Origin of the sequence: Actinomadura macra NBRC 14102, assembly GCF_001552215.1 — a bacterium.
GTDB classification, from domain to species: Bacteria; Actinomycetota; Actinomycetes; order Streptosporangiales; family Streptosporangiaceae; genus Spirillospora; species Spirillospora macra.
On sequence record NZ_BCQT01000018.1, the window covers coordinates 415729 to 433079 of the forward strand.

Here is a 17351-nt window from a genome sequence, read left to right on the forward strand (position 1 = left end):
GGGGGGTAGAGGCGGAGGTGAAGGGGGTGCCATGCGGGGTTGGCGAGAACAGGTCGAGAAGCGGTTCGCCGAGGTGACGGCGCGGCCATTGCCGCTTCCCGGGGGAGGCGAGACCCGCCGCCGCTGGGCGGCATTGGCCGAGCTCGGTGAGGAGGACCTGTCGCTGGCGCGGCTGGCCGAGGGGCATTTCGACGCGCTGGCGATCTTGGCCGAGCTGGATCGGCCGGAACCGCCGCCCGGCAGCCTCTGGGCCGTGTGGGCGGCGAAACCGACAGCCCTGGATCTAGCGAACGGCCGTGTCCGCGGCGTCCGTCCGTACTGTTCGGGAGCCCGGGTCTGTACCCACGCCCTCGTCACCGTCGGCCCGGATCTCTACGCCGTCGAGGCGGGGGAGCCGCTGCCGGGGACCTGGCCCGCGACGGGAATGGCCGCCAGCGACAGCCTGGACGTGCGGTTCGACGATGTTCCGGCTGAGTACGTCGGACCCTATGTGGACCGTCCCGGCTTCCACCACGGCGGGGTGGGGGTCGCGGCCGTCTGGTACGGCGGGGCACGGTCGATCGCCCGCACACTGCTCGGCGCCGAATCCCCGCATGCCCTCGCTCATCTGGGCGCCGTCGACGTGGCCCTGCGGGCCGCGCGGGCCGCGCTGGACGAGGCCGCCGATGAGATCGACGCCGACCCTCTCGACCACGGGAAGGAGGCCGCGCTGCGCGCGCTGCGGGTCAGGGCACTGGTGGCGGAGACCGGTCACGAGGTCATGGACCGGGTAGGGCGGGCGCTGGGTGCAGGCCCCCTCTCCCACGATGAGGCACACGGTCGGCACGTCGCCGACCTGACGGTCTACCTGGGCCAGCACCATGCCGAACGAGACCTGGCCGCGCTGGGTGAGCAGGTAAAAGGGCAGGGCTGGTGAACCGGATCGATGCCCCGGGGACTCCCGCGCGGGCGTGGCGCGAGTGGCCGGGACTGCGCACCCTGCCGGAGCTGGACGTTTCGCGCTGGCGGAACGCGGCGATCGTCGCCGCGCATCCCGACGACGAGATCCTCGGTGTCGGTGGCCTGCTCGCCATGCTGGACGTCCCGGTCACGTTGATCGCGGTGACAGACGGCGAGGGATCCCACCCGGACCTGCCCGAAGAGCAGATCGCGGCCGTCCGGCGAGCGGAGACCGAAGCGGCGCTGGCCGAGGTCCGGGCCCGGCTCGGGAGGGGCGCTGACGTTCACCGGCTGGGGTTTCCGGACGGCGGAATCCGCGACGAACGGCTGACGCCCGTCCTGACGGAGCTGCTGGGCGGGTTCGACGCCTGCCTGGCCACGTGGGAGGCCGACGCGCATCGCGACCACGAGGCGGTGGGCCGGTCCGCGCTCGCCGCCGGAGCCACCGCCGGTGTCGAGGTCCTGCGTTTCCCGATCTGGGCGTGGCACTGGGCAATGCCGGGCGACCCGCGGCTGCCCTGGGACGATGCCGTGCGCGTGACGCTGACGGCCGACGCCGCCGCTTCCAAACGGGCGGCGATCGACTGTTTCACCAGCCAACTGGGCACCATCCTGCCCCCGGCCATCGTCGAGCACTTCAGGCGCGGCGAGGAGGTGCTGTTCCGGTGACGCTGGACGCCGCGTACTTCGACGGCATGTACGAGGCCTCCGCCGATCCGTGGGGCTTGGCGTCCCGATGGTACGAGCGGCGCAAGTACGACATCAGCTTCGCCATGCTGCCCAGACCCCGCTACGCGCGGGCGTTCGAGCCGGGCTGTTCCATCGGCGTGCTGACCGCGCTTCTGGCGCGGCGCTGTGACTCGCTTCTGGCCTGTGACATGTCCGCGGCGGCCGTCGAACAGGCCCGGGCCCGGGTGCCCGCGGCACGTGTCGAGCAGCGAGCGATGCCGCGGGACTGGCCGGACGGGCGGTTCGACCTGATCGTGCTCTCGGAGATGCTGTACTACTTCGACGACCACGATCTGGCCCGCGTGCTCGACCTGGCCGCCGGAGCCCTCACGCCCGGCGGGACTCTGCTGGCCGTCCACTGGCGGCACCCCGTCGCCGAGTACCCGCAGACCGGCAACGATGTTCACCTGGCCCTCGGGCGCACCCCGCTGAACCGCCTCGCCGCGCATGTCGAGACGGACTTCCTGTGCGAGGTGTTCGTGAGCGGCGAGCCGATCTCCGTCGCCGGCGCCGAGGGGCTCGTGTGAGGGCCGGGGTGGTGGTCCCGGCCCATGACGAGGAACGCCACCTGGGCAGATGCCTGAGCGCTCTGCGGACGACCGGAGCGCCCGTGGTGGTCGTCGCGGACGCCTGCGACGACCGGACCGCCGAGATCGCTCGCGGTTTCGGCGTCACCGTCCTTGAGATCACCGCACGGAACGTCGGTGTCGCCCGGGACGCGGGGGCGGCCCAGCTGATCCGTGCCGGAATCCAGTGGATCGCGACCACCGACGCCGACACCCTCGTGCCGCCGTGCTGGCTGCGGACCCAGCTCGGGCTCGCGGCGCGGGGATGGGACGCGATCGCGGGCTCGGTCACTGTCACCGACTGGAGCGAGCATCCCGCGTGGCTCTCGCGGCTGTACGCCCGCCGCTATCCCGGTCCCGGCCTGCACGGCGCCAACCTCGGCTTCACCGCCGAGGCGTACCGGGCGGCGGGCGGCTTTCCGCCGCTGCGCACCGGGGAGGACCGCGCACTGGTCGCCGCGATGGAGGCCGCGTCGCTCCGGGTGCTGCGGACCGCGGCGGTCAACGTCGTCACCTCCGCTCGCCGGCAGTTTCGGGCGCCGCGCGGGTTCGGCCATCTCCTGGCCTCGATGGCGCTGGAGGATCGGCGCCGTCCCGCCCCCGTGTTCGCCCCTTTCCCGGAGGGAAGAACGTGAGCGCACGTGCCGTGAAAGCGGCTGATCAGGGTTCGGGCTGCCCGGGTTCGGGCTGATCAGCCTGGGTAAGGGCCTGCCAGTCGACCCGGCGGAGCGGCGGAGGGCACGAGGGCGACATCGGAGGGCACCGTGCGAGTACGTTGGCGGCGGCGCGCGCGTGCGGCGCGCTGGCCGGCGGGAGTAGGCATCGCCGGGTGGCGGTGGTTCCGGCGTTCTCGCTCGATAGTGCGGCGCCGACTCCGTACTGACGCGGTCTCCAGCATCGAGGGGATTCCGTCACGTGGTGGCGGCCAGGTGCAGGATTCGCACCAGGGCGTCGGACCGATCTACCAGCGACGCTACACGGTCCGTGTCTCCGGCAGCCCCCTGACCGCGGCACAGCTGATGCAGCGACTGGGGGACGATCTGAACGCCGCCTCACCGGTCGAGGTCGCCGTCTTCGACAAGATCTCGGGTACGTCCCGGCCTCCTGAGATCGGGGACGAGTACGTCGTCCACATGCCGGGCCCCTGGAACTGCCCGGTCCGGGTGGTGGAGAAGACACCGGCGTCCTTCCGGTTCGCGACGCTGAGCGGACACATGGAGGCCGGGGAGATCGAGTTCCGGGCGACGGGCACAGGGGAGGACGGCCTTGTGTTCACGATCGAGTCCTGGGCGCGAAGCGGTGACTGGCTGGCGGAGATCCTCTATCAGCGGTTGGGTCTCGCGAAGGAAATGCAACTTCACATGTGGGCGCATTTCTGCCGCCGGGTCGCCGAGGTGTCGGGTGGGCACATGGTCGGCGACGTGGTGGTCCAGACCGAGCGGGCCGACGCCCCCGGGCCCGGCGGGCGGCGACTCATCGCCCGGGCGCTCACCTCGGTGTTCGTCCGGACCTTCGCTTTGGCGGCACGGCTGCGTGACCGGCCTCTGTGCCACCGGGGTCTGGTGTTCGACGCCACTCTGGTCCTGCACGGGACGTCCCGATACTGGGGGGTTCCGTTCCTGGATGATCGCGCGGAGCTGCGAGGCCACGTGCGGCTCTCCCGCGCGTTGGGTTTGCCGCCCGTGTTCCCGGACCTGCTGGGGCTCGCGCTGCGATGGCGGCAGCCGCGGGCCGGCGACACCGAGCCGGAGGCCACCGCGGAGCTGCTCCTGGCCACGACCGGGCATACCCGGCTGGGCCGCCATCTGCTCCGGCCCGCGGCCAGATGGAGCCCGGCGTTCTACGGTTCCCTGCTGGCCTACCGGGCCGGTGATCGTCGGATCCTGCTGGGCGCCGTCGCGCGGCGAACCCAGATCGTTCCGGCTGGTCTCCCGGCGCTCGCGCGCGCCCTGGCCGAGCGGCCGCTGCTGTTCGATCTGGTGGCGGCCACCGAGTTCGGTGCATGGCAGCCATTCGGCGAACTGCGGCTGCAAGGGCCGGCGCGGAGCGACGACAGTGCACCGATGCGTTTCGATCCCGCGCGCCATCCCATCCGGGGACTGAGCCCCGTCGGGCTGTTCCAGCAGGTGCGCGGCCCCACCTACGCCGCCGTGCGCCGCGCCGGGGCCGCCCGCTCTGAGCGGCGTCGTCAGCAGGGGAAGGCATCCCCATGAGAAGGAGCGCACGCGTCCAGCGACGAATGCGACGACTTCACGCCGACCTGCGCCGGCTTCCCCTCAACTTCGATCCACACCACCACGACGTGGGCCGCACGGAGTGCGGCTGGCATGTCGACGACTACCGGCAGCCGCTGCCGCCGGAGCCGCCCGGTCCGCCGGTCCCCGGAGGGAGCTGGGAGACCGCCCGGCACCTCGTCCGGAACTACCGCTACGCCGATCCCGGCATCATCCGGGAGATCTGCCGTGCGGGCCCTCCCGAGCCGGGCCGGAGCATGTTGCTGGAGGGCCGGTTCTACGGGCTGCATTTCTACCTCGGCCTGCGTGTCGGCGACGTCGTCGACGATGTCATCGAGCAGGACGGACGCCAGGCGCGGGTGTGGGGCTGGAACTACCGGACGCTGGAGGGCCACCTCGAACGCGGCCAGATGGACCAGGAGGTTCGCAAATGGCTCGACACCGGCGAGGTGGAGTTCCACATCCACGCCTACTCGCAGCGGGCGCCCATCTCGAACCCCATCGTGCGCCTCGGCTTCATCCTCTTCGGCCGGGTCACGCAGGTCAGGTTCTACAAACGCGCCTGCCGGCGCATGGAAGCGCTGACGGCGTCCACGCTCGCCGCGCGCCGGCAGGTCCCCGAGGAAGAACTCGGCTGAGCGGCCGTGGCCGTCGCGTCAGCCGTAGCGGGCCAGCTCGTTGAAGAAGTCCGGCACGGTGTGCAGGCCGTCGGAGGCGGCGACGTGGTCGTAGACGTGGCGGGCGACGGTCAGGTCCAGGACGCCCAGCCCGAACGGGGAGAAGATGACCGGCTCGCCGGCAGGTGGGGTGGTCTTGCCGGTGAGGACGTCGTAGAGGGTGGTGACGAAGTCACGGTGGCCCACGTGCTGTTCGGCCAGGTGCGTGGACGTGTTCGCCTTCAGGCAGTGCTCGATGTCGTCCACGATGTTGCAGGACGACAGGATGATCTCGGGGGAGAGGTCGCGCAGGGAGATGTGCAGGACGAGGGGGTTGTGCGCGAACCAGGCGGGGTCGGTGACGTGGGGACCGGCGGCGACGGTGGCGAAGACGATCAGGTCGCTGGAGCGGACGAGGGCCTCGGCCGTGTCGTGGACGGTGATGACGCCCTTCTCGGTGCGTTGCAGGTACCCCTGGAAACCCTCGGCGTGCGCGGCGGAGAGGTCGTGGACGCCGAGGGTGTCGAAGGTGAAGCCGTTGGCGGCCAGGTAGGTATGGATGTAGCGGGCGATGAGGCCGGCGCCGATGAAGCCGACGCGGCGGGGGCGGGCGCCGCGGCGGTCGGCGAGCACCGCGGCGGCGAGGGCCGCGGACGCGGCGGTGCGGGCGGCGGAGATGATGGAGCTTTCCAGGCACGCGAACGGGTAGCCCGTCCGGGCATCGTTCAGGATCAGCACGGCGGAGGCGCGGGGGATGCCGTTCGCGACGTTGCCGGGAAAGCTGGAGATCCACTTGATGCCGTGCACACCGGCGTCGCCCTTGACGGAAGCGGGCAGCGCGATGATCCGGTCGGACGGACGGTCGGGGAAGCGCAGGAAGTAGGAATCGGGGTTGACCGTGCGGCCCTCGCCGTGCAGCCGGTAGGCCGCCTCGACCAGCTCGATGACCTGCTTCTCACGTCCGGCGACCGCCGCGTGAACCTGGGCGCCGGAGATCACGGCGAATGTCGGGACCTGTGTCATGGAGACTCCGTGTCGGCTAGATGACCGGGGGGCGGGGGGCGGCGGGACGGCGGCGCCGCCTCCGCCGTCGTGGCGGCCGCCATCGGCTCGACCGGGCCCGTGACCCGATGCCCCGCATTCGAGGTGGAGCCGGCGGTCGATGACGTTCCGTAAGTCGAGGTAAAGGTCGTCGACATGGGTATCTGCGGCCGGTGACTATCGGCGTGCTTTTGCCTTCACCTGATGACGCATTTCCTCATCTTCCCCCAAGTTCGCCGCAGGTCTGATGTCAGAGCCATGGCGAGGCATCACCGTAACCATGCACATCTTCGCGCCGCAACCCCGGACTTGTCGGCGGGTACTCCCGAGAGGGTCGTGATCTGCGGTGTTGTCGAGTGAATTGCCGCTGGAGGAGTGCCGGTCGACCGGGTCGTCGAGCGGGGTGACCGGGCGAGCTCGACGGACGCGGTGGTGGCTGCGCTCGGTGGTGGCGGTCCAGGTCGTCGAGCCGGCCCGACGTCCGGTGCCGCCGACGCGGTGATCAGCGTCTTCGCCGCGCGCCCCCGAGGTCCCCATTTCGGCGACATAGGTGCCATCGCTCCCGTATAGGAAAGATATAGCGCCCAATTGCACGCTCTGCGGGACTGACCTGAACCGGTACGTTGAATCGCGGAGGCCACATGTCCGGCTCGAATGTCACGGCGGTCCTGGATGGCGAGCAAAAGGGCCAGATCAAGGAGATCGTGTGCGAGATCCTTGAGATCGACCCCACCGAGCTCACCGACGCAAGCCTTTTCAAGGAGGATCACGGCGCCGACTCGTTGCGCGCCATCGAAATTCTCGCCGCGCTCGAGCGCACGTTCCACGTGACGATCGACCAGGCGGCGATGGATCGGATGGTGAACCTCGACGGAATCTACGCCGTCGTGGTCGACGCCGAGCGGGAGTGAGCCGGGCCATGGCCGGTCTGGAGGCGTCCCGGCGGGTGGTGGTCACCGGGCTCGGACTGGTGACCAGCATCGGCATCGGGGTCGCGGACTTCGCCGCCGGGCTGCGGGCCGGGCGGAGCGGCGCCAAGCCGATCACCGCGTTCGACACCGCCGGGTTCGCGCACGCCAACGGGTGCGAGATCGACGACTTCCGGCCCGCGGACTGGATCACCGAGACCGGGCTCGACGAGCTCGGCCGGGCGGCCCGGTTCTCAGTCGCCGCGGCGCGGATGGCCGTCGCGGACGCCGGTCTCGGCCTGGCGGAACTGCGGGGCCGGCGGGCCCTTGTGTCGATGGGGACCACCGACGGCGAGTCCCGCGACCTGGACCATCTGGTGGAGAGCGAGCTCGACCAGGAGCCCGGCGCCTACGACCCGGTGATCGCCCGCCGGGTCGGGGCGGTCCGGCTGTCCTCCTCGATCGTCGCCGAGCTCGGGCTCACCGATGTCGAGGCCGCCACCCTTCCCACGGCCTGCGCGGCGGGCAACTTCGCGGTGGGCAGCGGGTTCGACGCGATCTGCTGCGGGGACGCCGAGATCGCCCTGGTCGGCGGGGCGGACGCGGTCTGCCGCAAGACCTTCACCGGCTTCTACCGGCTCGGCACCATCGCCCCCGAGGTCTGCCGCCCGTTCGACAAGGACCGCAAGGGCATCCTCACCGGCGAGGGCGCCGGCGTCCTGGTCCTGGAAAGCCTGGACTCCGCGCTCGCCCGGGGCGCGCGGATCTACGCCGAGGTGCTCGGCTACGGGCTGTCGTGCGACGCCCGCCATCCGGTCGCCCCGGACCGGGACGGGATCACCCGCGGCATCACGATGGCCCATCGCAACGCCGGGATCGAGCCCGGCGACGTCGACTTCATCTCGGCGCACGGGACCGGGACGAAGGCCAACGACGTCACCGAGACCGGCGCGATCAGGCAGGTGTTCGGCGACCGGCCACCGCCCACCATCTCCATCAAGGCGATGATCGGGCACACGATGGGCGGGGCCAGCGCGATCGCCGCGGCGGCGTGCGCGCTGGCGCTGCGCGAGGGCTTCATCCCGCCCACCATCAACCATGTCGAGACCGACCCCGAGTGCGGCGTCGACTGCGTCCCCAACCGGGCGCGCCCGGCGGACCTGCGGGTCGTCCAGAACAACGCGCTGGCGTTCGGCGGGAACAACGCGGTCCTCATCCTCGGACGCGCGCCCGAGTCCGCACCTGTGTCCGGGGTGGCCTGATGAGCTGGATCGTCACGGGCATGGGGGCCGTCGCCGCCCCCGGCGACGACGTGGCCGGGTTCTTCGACGCGCTGTGCGCCGGCCGCAGCGCGCACGCCCCGCTGCGCGGCTTCGATCCGACCCGGTACCGGGCCCGCAACGCCTACGAGATCGACGACCGCCCGGACTCCGGCGACGTGCCGCTGCGCGCGAGCCGGTGGCTGGAGCGGGCGGTGGCCGCCGCCCTGCGGGACGCCGGCATGGACGAGTCGCTCGGCGACGTCCCGGTGCTGGTGGGCACCACCCTGCGGGAACTGCGCTCGGTCGAGCTGAGCTGGCGCGACGGTATCCCGTTCGATCCCGCTGACCTGCACTTCGGTGCCGCGCTCGGCCGCCGGTTCGGCGCGACCCGTACCTACACCGTGGCGAACGCCTGCTCGGCGTCGCTCTACGCGCTCGGCCTCGGTACCGACATGCTGGAGCTGGGCGAGTGCGACACGGTCGTGGTGGCCGGGGTCGACACGATCACCGAGAGCACCTACGGGCTGCTGGACCGCTGTTACCCCGAGGCGCCGGACCGGATCCGCCCGTTCGACCGGGACCGCCGCGGGATGCTCCAGGGCGAGGGCGCGGTCGCCGTCGTGCTGCGCCGCGCCGACGACCCCGGCCCGGCCGGGCGGTGGCACGCCACCGTGCGCGGCGTGGCGATCAACTGCGACGCCGCGCACCCGTCCGCGCCGGACGCCGGGAACATCGGCGTCGCGATCCGCGAGGCGCACGAGCGGTCCGGGGTGCGGCCGGAGGACATCGATCTGGTCATGCTGCACGGAACCGGCACGCCGCTGAACGATGAGGCCGAGGCGACCGCCGTGGCCGAGGTCTTCGGACCGGCCGCGACCGCCCCGTACCTGACGGCCATCAAGTGCATGACCGGGCACACGGCCGGGGCGTCCGGGCTGCACAGCCTGGTCGCCGGGGTGGAGGCGATGCGGACCGGCACCGTCCCGCCCATCGTGCATCTGGACGACCCGATCGACGAGGTGGCGGGCCTCCGCCTGGTCCGGGGCGCCGCCGCGCATGCCGAGGGGCTGTCGGTCGCCCAGGTCAACTCGTTCGGGTTCGGCGGCCTCAACGCCGTCGCGGTCGTGGAGAAGGCGGTCTAACCATGGAAGTCGTGGTCACCGGTCTCGGGCTCGCGCTGCGCGGCGTCGACGACGCCCGCCGGCTCCTCGCGCCGGACCCGCCCGCGCCGGACGGCGACGATCCCGTCGCCCGGCTCACCGGGCGCGGGCTGCGCTACCGCGACCGCGCGACGCGGCTCGCGATGTGCGCCGCGCGGGACGCGCTGGCCGCCGCCGGGCTGGTCCGCGACGGTTCCCTGACCGTGCCCGCGCACCGGGCCGGCGTGGTCGCCAGCACCAACTACGGCAACATCGACACCGTCTGCGACGCGGTCACGACCATCGCCAAGGAGACCTACACGGGCACCAGCCCCATGGCGCTCCCGGCGACCGCGAGCAACGTCGTGGCCTCCTGGGTCGCGATCACGCATGGCCTGCGCGGCGCGAACCTGACGCTGTGCAACGGGGAGACCTCGGGGCTGGACGCCGTGCACTGGGCCCGGCAGCTGATCGCCGCACGCCGGGTCGGCTGGGTGCTGGTCGTGGGGGTCGAGCCGGTCAACCCGCCCGTCCGCCACCTGGCCACCGGCGGGACCGGCGCCGATGTCCGCCTGCTCGACGGCGCGGCGGCTCTGGTCATGGAGACGGCGGAGTCCGCCCGCGAACGCGGAGCGCCCGGGCTCGCCGAGATCGGGCCGTACGCCCGGAAGGGCACCTGGACGGAGGCGGTCACCACCGTGCGCGAGTCCGGCGCCGAGCCGGTCGGCCTGTGGTGCACGCCCGGGGGCGTTGTCCCGCCGCACGCCCTGGAGCCCGCCCGGGTCTGCGATCTCACGGCGATGCTGGGCGAGTGCTCGGGCGCCCTTGGCGTGCTCCAGGCGGCCGCTGCGACCGCCTGGCTGAACGACGGCGAGACATCCGCGGCCGACGCGCTGGCCACGGCCGGAACGGGCCGCGACGGCGGCACGGACGCCGCCGCCGCGCTGATCCTGCGAGCCGCGCGGTGAACGGCGGCCTGCTCCTGCTGCACGGGCTGGCGGGCGGCCGGCTCGCCTGGGCGCCGCTGCGGGCCCGGCTGCCGGAGGACCTGCCGGTGTGGTCGCCCGAGCTGCCCTGGTCGGCCGGCGAGGGGCCGCGCTGGGATCACCGGGCCGACCCGGTCCGCATTCTCGCCGACGCGATGACGGCCTCCGCCTCCGGCGGCGTGCCGGACGTCGTCGTCGCGCACTCCTACGCCGCCAACGTCCTGCTCACGCTCCTCGCGGACCGAACGCGTCCGCGGCCCTCGGCCGTGGTCCTGGTGGCGCCCTTCTACCGGGCGTCCGAACAGGACTTCACCTGGCCGGAGATGACCCGCTACATGGACGGGTTCCTCCCGCTCATCGACGAGGGTCTGCGGCTCGGCTCGGCCGGCCGGCTGTCCGGCGAGGTGCGGGAGAGCATGGCGACGCGGGTACGCGACCGGCTCGGCCCGTACGGCTGGATCCGCTTCTTCGACGCCTACCTGCGCACGCCGTTCCTCGACACCGCCGCCCTCGACCTGCCGGTGCTGATCGTCGGCGGCGAGCAGGACCCGGCGGCCCGGCCGCAGGACGCGCGGGCGCTCGCGGCCGCCCTGCCGGACTGCCGCCTTGAGCTGCTGCCCTCCTGCGGGCACAACGCCATGATCGAGCACCCCGACCGCTTCGCCGTCATCGTGCGCGAGTTCCTGGCCCGCTTCGTCCCGAGAATCCGCAAGCAACCGGAGCCGATATGACCATCACCGACGCGACCCGCCCGGCCAGCCCCCTCGCGCAGCCGACCGACCTGGAGATCCGCCCCCGGTACGAGGGGTCCAACATCTGCACCTGGATCGGGTTCAAGTACGTCAACTACCTGGTCGAGGAGGCCGTCCTCGAGCACCTGCGCCGGCGCGGGGCGCCGGCGGGCGAGCTGTACGAGCGCTACGGCCTGTGTGTGGACATCGCCGACATCGACACCCGCATCCTGCACGCCTTCCACATCGACGACCTCGCGGTCGGCGAGGTCGCCCCGCTGGAGAGCGCTCCCGGCGACGAACTGGCGTTCGCGGTGCGGCTGAACCGGCAGGCCGATCCCGGCAACATCGCGGTCTCCGCCAAGGTCCGCGTGGTCCTGCGGCGCGACCCGCACGGCAGCGCCGCCGAGGACGTGCCCGCGCACCTGGCACCCTTCACCGTGCCCTACGCCGGGCTGCCCGCGCCCTACGAGACCGCCGCCGTTCCGGTCGGGCCCGGCGGCCCGGCCGAGACCCTCGGCGGCGGCAACTCCTTCGTGTGGACGTGGCGGATGCCCTACTTCTACTGCCATTTCACCGAGCGCGTGCAGATGTCGGGCTACCTGCGGCTCATGGAGGAGGTCGTCGACCTGTTCCTCGCCGACCGCGGCGTGTCGATCAAGCGGCTGCTCGACGAGCAGAACTGGATCCCGGTCGTCCCGCACTCGCGCATCACCCTGCTGGACGAGGCGCGCATGGAGGAGGACCTCTACACCGTCTTCACCGTGGAGAACGTCTTCAAGCGGTTCACCTACACGGCGCGGATGGACTGCTACGTGCTGCGCGACGGTGTCCTCGTGCCCACCGCCACCGGACACATCACGCACGGCTACGCGGTGATCGAGAACCGCCGTGACTGGAGCCTGGTCTCCTTTGACGACCGCCTGGCCGGCGCCCTGGAGGGCACCGGCGGGCAGGGGCACGGCACGGGGCGGGGGTGACCCGATGACGGGGGATCCCGCAGGCGAACCGGTGGTGACCGGCATCGGCGCCGTCACCTGCTTCGGCTACGGGGCCGCGACGCTGTGGGAGGCGATGAGCGCCGCCACGGCACGCAGGCCCGACCGGCCCGCCGACCCGCTGGCGCACATGGCGCTGCCGCTGATCCACCTGGTGCCGGACGGCGGGGGCGAGGCCGACCGGGCCGCCCGGTTCGCGCTGGCCGCCGCCGACGAGGCGGTCCGCGACGCGGGCCTGGCCGAAGTGCCGGGCGCCGCCGTGGTGGTCGGCAGCTGCATGGGCGAGGTGGCGGCGAGCGAACGCGGGCGCGCCGCGACCGGGGCCGCGTGGGACCCCGCCTTCCGGCTCGCGGCGGAGGTGGGCGACCGGCTCGGCGCCATCGGGCCGAACCTGAGCGTCGCCAACGCCTGCGCCGCGGGCACGTTCGCGGTGAGCGCGGCCGCCGACCTGATCCGGGCGGGCGAGGCCGACCTGGTGATCGCGGGCGGCGCGGACGGCTACTCCCGCATCGCGCTCGGCTGCTTCAACCGCCTGGGGGCGGTGGACCCGGTCCGCTGCCGCCCGTTCGACCGGCACCGCGGCGGGACGATCTTCGGTGAGGGGGCCGGGATGCTCGTGCTGGAGTCCCGGGCGCGCGCCGAGGCCCGGGGCGCGACCGTGCTCGCGCGGATCGGCGGCGCGGGCTGGAGTTGCGACGCGCACCATCCGACGGCGCCCGAGCCCGGCGGGGCACAGGTCGCGCGGGCTGCGCGAGAAGCGCTGGGGGACGGCGGCGCGCCGGACTGCGTCATCCCGCACGGCACCGGGACGCGGCTGAACGACGTCCTGGAGGCGGGCGCCCTACGGGAGGTGATCGGTCCGATCCTGGACCGTGTCCCGCTCTACAGCCTCAAGGCGCTCATCGGGCATACCGGCGGAGCGTCCGCGGCGATCGCGGCATGCGCCGCCGTGCTGATGCTGCGCGGCGGGACGATTCCGCCGAACGTGCCGCTGGACGAGCAGGACCCCGAGTGCCCGGTGTGGCTGCCGCAGTCCGGCCCCGAGGAACTCGCCGGGCCCGGCCGCCGGGTCCTCGTGAACGGCTACGGCTTCGGCGGCAACAACTGCTCGGTCGTTCTGGAGGCGGCATGACCCCTTCCATGGATGCCGTCGTGACCGGGATCGGCGTGGTCGTCCCGGCGGCGAGCGACGACCCCGGGACCTGGTTCGACGTCCGGACCCGGCTCGGCGGCCGCGGGTACAAGTACCTGCCGAGCGCGGCCCAGTACCTCGTGGCGGCCGCCCGGGACGCGCTCGCCGAGGCGGACGTTCCGGAGGACCGCCGGGGCGCCGTGCTGGCCACCAACAACGGCCTGGCCGCGACGCTGGACGAGATGGACCGTACGGTCGCCGGCCCGGGCGCCGACGACCTGAGCCCGGCGCGCGCCCCGTTCTTCGCGATCAACGTGCTGGGGAACCGGCTGTCGGCCGACCACGGCATGAAGGGGTTCGCCCTCACCGTCACCTCCCCCCGCGTGGCCGGGCTGGAGGCCGTGCAGTCGGGGCTGCGGGCCATGGCCGCCGGACGGTGCGAGACGCTGCTGGTGGCGGCGACCGAGGACGGTCTGCCGGACCGCGCGCCCGAGCAGGGCGCCGTCGCCCTGGCGTTCGAGCCCCGCGCGGCGGCCGCGGCGCGCGGCGTCCGCCCGTACGGCACGTGCCGGGTCCGGACGATGTTCGCCCCGCCCCGCCTGCTCGGCGACGACGGCGGACGGGACCGGATCTTCGCGGCGATCCACGCGGCGGCCAAGGACCTGGGCAACGGCGCGGACCTTCCGACGGAGGTCGTCGACGACGGTTCGCCCGTCGCCGACCTGGCGTACCGCGCGCTGGTCGAGGCCGCCGGGAACGCGGCCGGGGTACGGCGGACGCCGGCCGGACACGGCTGCCTCACCCCGATGACACGCCTGGCCGAAGCGCTGACCGGCGCGTCCGGGGACCGAATCATCGTGGCCGCCGCGGGCGAGGGGAACCTCGCGCTCGCGCGCGTGGAGAGGAGCCGATCGTGCTGATACCGATCAAGGGCGCCTGGTGTCTGGTGCTCGGCGCGTCCAGCGGCATCGGCAAGGCCATCGCCGAGGGCCTGGCACGCGAGGGCGTCAACGTCATCGGCGTCCATTTCGACACCGGTGCGCGCGCCGAGAAGGTCGCGGTCCTTGTCGAGGAGCTGCGCGGCCACGGTGTGCAGGCGCACTTCTTCAACGTCAACGCCGCCGCGGAGCAGACCCGCGCCGACATGACGGCCCGCGTGGCCGAGCTGACCGGGGGGACCGGCCTGCACATCCTGGTCCACTCGCTGGCGTTCGGCTCCCTGGTGCCGTTCCTGCCGAGGGACGGTGACCCCAAGGGGATCGGCAAGCGGCAACTGGCCATGACCCTCGATGTCATGGCGCACAGCCTCGTCTACTGGGTGCAGGACCTCGTCGCCGCGGACCTGCTGCCGCCCGGGTCCAAGGTCTACGCGATGACCAGCTCGGGCACCACGCAGATGTTGCCGAGCTATGGAGCCGTGAGCGCGGCCAAGGCGGCGCTGGAGTCGCATGTGCGTCAGCTCGCCCTGGAACTGGCGCCCCGGCGGGTGGCGGTCAACGCGTTGCGCGCCGGGACGACCATCACGCCCGCGCTGGAGCGCATTCCCGAACACGCCGAGTTCGTGGACGAGGCCGCCCTGTCCAACCCGCACGGACGGCTCACCACACCGGAGGACGTGGCCGAGGCGGTGGTGCTGCTGTCGCGCACCGACTCCTCGTGGATCACCGCCAACACCATCGGGATCGACGGCGGGGAACTGTACGCGCCCGGCACGGTGTGGGGCGCCCGCGCGGCCGCCCGGCCCGCCGCCGGATCCCCGGACGACAGTGAGGAGGGCACGCGATGAGTGCCGAAACGTTGGTGATATCCGGGTGGTCGGCGATCTCGGCCTTCGGGCTGGGCGCGGACGCCTTCGCCGGGGCACTGCGGGCCGGACGCTCCGGCGTGCGGCCGCTCGCCGAGGCCGGGACGGGGCTCGGCGGCGGGCTCGGGCCGTTCGAGTGCGGGGGAGCGGTCCCGGGTTTCGAGATCGCGGAGGTGCTGGGCAAGAAGGGCACCCGCTCCATGGACCGCGTCACCGCCTTGACGGTCGCCGCGACCGGGCTTCTGCTGGAGTCGGCGGGCCCCGGGCTGACCGAGGATCCCGACCACGTCGGGCTGGTGCTCGGCACCGGCTCGGGCAGCGTGCAGAGCATCATGGACTTCACCCGTGACGGCCTGACCGGCGACAAGCCCTACCACGTGGATCCCGCGCTGTTCCCCAACACGGTGATGAACCGGATGGCCGGACAGAGCGCCATCTGGCACGGGCTGCGCGGTCCCAACGCCACGGTCGCCGCCGGCGCGCTGACCGGGCTGTCGGCGCTCAACTACACCGCCCGGCTCCAGCGCTGCGGCCATGCCGGGACGATGCTGTGCGGCGCGGCCGAGGAGCTCACTCCGCGGCGGGCCTGGCTGGAGTGGCGGGCGACCGGCGGCGACGCCGCGGCACCGGGCGAGGGCTGCGCGATGTTCCTGCTGGAGCGCGCCGCCGACGCCGCCCGCGGCGGCCGCGCGCCGCTCGCCACCGTGCTCGGCTTCGGCTTCGCCGCCGCGGGCCCGGGACTGTCCCCGCGGGAGGCGCTGGTCCGGTGCGTCCGCGGGGCACTGGACCGCGCCGGCCGCGACGCCGCCGACGTCCGCCTGGTCGCGCCGTCCGCCACGGAGGGCCCGGAAGGCAAGGAGGAGCGGGCCGCGCTGGACGAGGTGATCGGCGACGCGGTCCCCGCCGTGCACTGCCGCGAGGCGCTCGGCGATACCGGTGCCGCGTCCGCCGCCTTCCAGGTCGCGGCGGTGCTCGCCACCGCGGCGAACCGTTCCGGGGTCGCCCTGGTGACCTCGCTCGACCGTGCCGAGGGCACGGTCGGCTGCGCGCTGTTCGACCTGCCCGCCGCCGACGGCGGCGACCGAGAGAAGGGAGCGTGACATGGCAGACCGGCTCGACAAGGAGGGACTGCGGGTCCTGATCGCCGAGGTGCTGGACCTCCCGGTGGCCGAGATCACCGACGAGGCGCACTTCCTGGACGACCTCGAAGTGGACTCGCTGATGGCACTGGAGATCATGGTCCGGCTGGAGAAGGCGTACGGGCTCCGGCTGGAAGAGAGCGAGCTCGAGTCCATCACGACCCTCGCCGCCACCTACGACCTGCTGGACAACCGGCTGAGGGCGGTGTCGTGACACCGATCACGCAGTGCCAGCCGCGCGGCCGCTCCGCCACCGCCGGACGGACGGAGGCGGTCGCGTCGTTCCCGGTCGACGCCGGCGACCCGGTGTTCCCGGGCCACTACCCGGGCTACCCGGTGCTGCCGGGCGTGTACCTGATCGAGTACGCCGACCGCGCCGTGCGCGCCCTGCCGGACCTGTCCGCGGGCGGGCCGCCGGTGCGGCTGGCGGCGGTGGAGCGCTGCCGTTTCCTCGCTCCGGTCTATCCCGGCGACGTGGTGACCTTCGATCTGGCCACCGAGGACACCGACACGGGTCTGCGGTGCACGGCCAAGGTGACCACCGGCCGCGGCCCCGTCGCCGACCTCACCCTGTCGTACCGGCGGGAGGCGGGCGGATGATCGGCGTCGAGGAGATCAAGCGGATCATCCCGCACCGCCATCCGATCCTGCTGGTGGACCGGGTGCTGTCGGTCGAACCCGGCGCCCGGCTCACCGCGCTCAAGGCGGTGACCGCGGCGGAGCCGTGCTACGCCGGCGTCCCGGACGAGGCGGACCACGGCTATCCCCCGTCCCTGCTGATCGAGTCGTGGGCGCAGGCGGCGGTGCTGCTGTCGGTCTGGGAGCAGCCCAACCCCGACGTCCTCGCCGGCAAGGTCGAGCTGGCCGGGGCGATCAACGACATCCGCTTCGAGCGGCCCGTCCACCCGGGCGACGTGCTGCGGCACGAGGTGCGGATGGTCAGGGCGGTCGCGGACACCGCCATCCTCGCGGGCGCGACCACGGTGGACGGCGACGCGGTGATGTCCGTCGGTCACTTCGTGGTCGCGCTGCGTCCCATCGAGGTGCTCGGGCCGGCGCCCGAGCCGGTCGCGTGAAGGAGGAGGCC

The 17351-nt window shown here is 73.0% G+C and carries 20 protein-coding genes; 19 read left to right on the forward strand and 1 reads right to left on the reverse strand.

Annotated features, from left to right (window positions below; translation table 11 throughout):
* Positions 1-31 precede the first annotated feature (31 nt).
* From AMA02S_RS29475 to AMA02S_RS29500, 6 genes are all read left to right on the forward strand, one after another.
* Positions 32-916, forward strand: coding sequence for an acyl-CoA dehydrogenase (locus tag AMA02S_RS29475; protein ID WP_067464419.1), 885 nt, complete (start codon positions 32-34; stop codon positions 914-916).
* Positions 913-1608, forward strand: coding sequence for a PIG-L deacetylase family protein (locus AMA02S_RS29480; RefSeq protein WP_169806913.1), 696 nt, complete (start codon positions 913-915; stop codon positions 1606-1608). Before AMA02S_RS29475 ends, AMA02S_RS29480 begins: the two co-directional genes overlap by 4 nt.
* Positions 1605-2195 carry a class I SAM-dependent methyltransferase gene (locus AMA02S_RS29485; protein WP_218005154.1) on the forward strand — a complete coding sequence of 197 codons (591 nt, stop codon included), beginning with the start codon at positions 1605-1607 and terminating at the stop codon, positions 2193-2195. The genes AMA02S_RS29480 and AMA02S_RS29485 overlap by 4 nt, the downstream gene beginning before the upstream one ends.
* Entirely contained in the window at positions 2192-2869 is a 678-nt protein-coding gene (locus tag AMA02S_RS29490; protein WP_067464425.1) for a glycosyltransferase family 2 protein, read from the forward strand. Before AMA02S_RS29485 ends, AMA02S_RS29490 begins: the two co-directional genes overlap by 4 nt.
* 294 nt (positions 2870-3163) lie before the next feature.
* Positions 3164-4447 (forward strand): DUF1990 family protein, encoded by a 1284-nt coding sequence (locus tag AMA02S_RS29495; protein WP_067464428.1) that lies wholly within the window; start codon positions 3164-3166, stop codon positions 4445-4447.
* A 26-nt stretch (positions 4448-4473) separates the two neighbouring features.
* Entirely contained in the window at positions 4474-5106 is a 633-nt protein-coding gene (locus AMA02S_RS29500; RefSeq protein WP_067464431.1) for a DUF1990 family protein, read from the forward strand.
* Between the two features lie 18 nt (positions 5107-5124).
* Here the strand turns inward: AMA02S_RS29500 and sbnB are convergent, their stop codons facing one another.
* The gene (gene sbnB, locus AMA02S_RS29505; RefSeq protein ID WP_067464434.1) at positions 5125-6147 is read right to left on the reverse strand and encodes a 2,3-diaminopropionate biosynthesis protein SbnB; all 1023 of its coding nucleotides are present in this window, start codon (positions 6145-6147) and stop codon (positions 5125-5127) included.
* Between the two features lie 659 nt (positions 6148-6806).
* Between sbnB and AMA02S_RS29510 the strand changes: the two genes are divergently transcribed.
* Genes AMA02S_RS29510 through AMA02S_RS29570 form a run of 13 tightly spaced genes read left to right on the forward strand, consistent with a single transcriptional unit; the run spans position 6807 to position 17340 of the window.
* A complete protein-coding gene (locus AMA02S_RS29510) occupies positions 6807-7076 on the forward strand; it encodes an acyl carrier protein (RefSeq protein ID WP_067464437.1) in 270 nt (89 codons plus the stop codon).
* Positions 7077-7084: 8 nt separating this feature from the next.
* Complete coding sequence (locus tag AMA02S_RS29515) at positions 7085-8335, forward strand: beta-ketoacyl-[acyl-carrier-protein] synthase family protein (RefSeq protein ID WP_067464440.1); 1251 nt, start codon at positions 7085-7087, stop codon at positions 8333-8335.
* Positions 8335-9477 (forward strand): beta-ketoacyl-[acyl-carrier-protein] synthase family protein, encoded by a 1143-nt coding sequence (locus AMA02S_RS29520; protein ID WP_067464443.1) that lies wholly within the window; start codon positions 8335-8337, stop codon positions 9475-9477. The genes AMA02S_RS29515 and AMA02S_RS29520 overlap by 1 nt, the downstream gene beginning before the upstream one ends.
* A gap of 2 nt (positions 9478-9479) precedes the next feature.
* Positions 9480-10442: a beta-ketoacyl synthase N-terminal-like domain-containing protein gene (locus AMA02S_RS29525; protein WP_067464446.1), complete on the forward strand. Its 963-nt coding sequence runs from the start codon at positions 9480-9482 to the stop codon at positions 10440-10442.
* Positions 10439-11191 (forward strand): alpha/beta fold hydrolase, encoded by a 753-nt coding sequence (locus AMA02S_RS29530; RefSeq protein ID WP_067464449.1) that lies wholly within the window; start codon positions 10439-10441, stop codon positions 11189-11191. The genes AMA02S_RS29525 and AMA02S_RS29530 overlap by 4 nt, the downstream gene beginning before the upstream one ends.
* A complete protein-coding gene (locus AMA02S_RS29535; protein ID WP_067464451.1) occupies positions 11188-12171 on the forward strand; it encodes a thioesterase family protein in 984 nt (327 codons plus the stop codon). The genes AMA02S_RS29530 and AMA02S_RS29535 overlap by 4 nt, the downstream gene beginning before the upstream one ends.
* A gap of 4 nt (positions 12172-12175) precedes the next feature.
* Complete coding sequence (locus AMA02S_RS29540; RefSeq protein WP_067464635.1) at positions 12176-13321, forward strand: beta-ketoacyl-[acyl-carrier-protein] synthase family protein; 1146 nt, start codon at positions 12176-12178, stop codon at positions 13319-13321.
* Positions 13318-14241: a beta-ketoacyl synthase N-terminal-like domain-containing protein gene (locus AMA02S_RS29545; RefSeq protein ID WP_157430899.1), complete on the forward strand. Its 924-nt coding sequence runs from the start codon at positions 13318-13320 to the stop codon at positions 14239-14241. Before AMA02S_RS29540 ends, AMA02S_RS29545 begins: the two co-directional genes overlap by 4 nt.
* Positions 14235-15107: an SDR family oxidoreductase gene (locus AMA02S_RS29550; protein ID WP_084265726.1), complete on the forward strand. Its 873-nt coding sequence runs from the start codon at positions 14235-14237 to the stop codon at positions 15105-15107. The genes AMA02S_RS29545 and AMA02S_RS29550 overlap by 7 nt, the downstream gene beginning before the upstream one ends.
* Positions 15104-16225: a beta-ketoacyl synthase N-terminal-like domain-containing protein gene (locus tag AMA02S_RS29555; protein ID WP_174550996.1), complete on the forward strand. Its 1122-nt coding sequence runs from the start codon at positions 15104-15106 to the stop codon at positions 16223-16225. Before AMA02S_RS29550 ends, AMA02S_RS29555 begins: the two co-directional genes overlap by 4 nt.
* Position 16226: 1 nt before the next feature.
* Entirely contained in the window at positions 16227-16478 is a 252-nt protein-coding gene (locus AMA02S_RS29560) for an acyl carrier protein (protein ID WP_067464457.1), read from the forward strand.
* Positions 16475-16864 carry a 3-hydroxyacyl-ACP dehydratase FabZ family protein gene (locus AMA02S_RS29565; protein ID WP_067464460.1) on the forward strand — a complete coding sequence of 130 codons (390 nt, stop codon included), beginning with the start codon at positions 16475-16477 and terminating at the stop codon, positions 16862-16864. Before AMA02S_RS29560 ends, AMA02S_RS29565 begins: the two co-directional genes overlap by 4 nt.
* Positions 16861-17340, forward strand: a complete 480-nt coding sequence (locus tag AMA02S_RS29570) for a 3-hydroxyacyl-ACP dehydratase FabZ family protein (protein WP_067464463.1) — start codon at positions 16861-16863, stop codon at positions 17338-17340. Before AMA02S_RS29565 ends, AMA02S_RS29570 begins: the two co-directional genes overlap by 4 nt.
* Positions 17341-17351 lie beyond the last annotated feature (11 nt).